The organism is Acinetobacter gerneri DSM 14967 = CIP 107464 = MTCC 9824 (assembly GCF_000368565.1).
Lineage (GTDB): Bacteria > Pseudomonadota > Gammaproteobacteria > Pseudomonadales > Moraxellaceae > Acinetobacter > Acinetobacter gerneri.
Window position 1 is genome coordinate 484,780 of sequence record NZ_KB849542.1, and the last position, 1,352, is coordinate 486,131.

Below are 1,352 nucleotides of genomic sequence, written 5' to 3' on the forward strand. Positions count from 1 at the left end.
CCTGACAAACTTGTGCCATTTTCTGTGATTTCTGGAACGTCAACGTGTTGATCACCGCCAATTAACTCTACTTCACCAGACTCATTGCCATTCGTATCTATCGCTTCAATGCTTCCGACTTCACCTTCTGTTAATGGATTTTCTGGGAAAGTCCAATTGCCATTCTCATCCACCACAGTTGTAGAGGTATTACCGTCCGCATCTGTCACGATGATGGTACTTCCAGCTTCACCTGTACCTGACAAGCTCGTGCCATTTTCAGTGATTTCTGGAATATCAACGTGTTGATCGCCGCCAATTAACTCAACTTCACCAGACTCATTACCATTCGTGTCAATCGCTTCGATCGTACCAAGCTCACCTTCGGTCAATGGATTTTCTGGGAAAGTCCAATGACCATTTTCATCCACCACAGTTGTAGAGGTATTGCCATCCGCATCCGTCACGATGATCGTGCTTCCAGCTTCACCTGTGCCTGACAAGCTTGTGCCATTTTCAGTGATTTCTGGAACGTCAACATTCTCATCAACCACAGTCGTAGAGGTATTGCCATCCGCATCCGTCACGATGATCGTGCTACCAGCCTCGCCAGTTCCTGACAAACTTGTGCCATTTTCAGTGATTTCTGGAACGTCAACGTGTTGATCACCACCGACAAGCTCAGCTTTCCCTGACTCATTGCCATTCGTGTCTATCGCTTCAATGCTTCCGACTTCACCTTCTGTTAATGGATTCTCTGGGAAGGTCCAATTGCCATTCTCATCCACCACCGTCGTAGAGGTATTGCCATCCGCATCCGTCACGATGATCGTGCTTCCAGCTTCACCTGTACCTGACAAACTTGTGCCATTTTCAGTGATTTCAGGAACGTCAACGTGTTGATCGCCACCTATTAACTCAACTTCACCAGACTCGTTGCCATTCGTGTCAATCGCTTCAATGCTTCCGACTTCACCTTCTGTTAATGGATTTTCTGGGAAAGTCCAATTGCCATTTTCATCTACCACCGTCGTAGAGGTATTGCCATCCACATCTGTCACGATGATCGTGCTGCCAGCCTCGCCTGTGCCTGACAAACTTGTGCCATTTTCAGTGATTTCTGGAACGTCAATATGTTGATCACCACCGACTACAGGAGCTTGACCAGACTCATTACCATTCGTGTCAATTGCTTCAATACTTCCGACTTCACCTTCTGTTAATGGATTTTCTGGGAAAGTCCAATGACCATTTTCATCCACCACAGTTGTAGAAGTATTGCCATCAGCATCCGTCACAATGATCGTGCTTCCAGCCTCGCCTGTGCCTGACAAACTCGTGCCATTTTCTGTGATTTCTGGAACGTCAACGTG

Annotated in this window: 1 protein-coding gene; it reads right to left on the reverse strand. The window is 46.9% G+C overall.

Annotated features, from left to right (window positions below; all coding sequences use genetic code 11):
* Nucleotides 1–1,352: Ig-like domain-containing protein (locus F960_RS22935; protein ID WP_004861728.1), on the reverse strand; the 1,352-nt coding region annotated here is incomplete at both ends.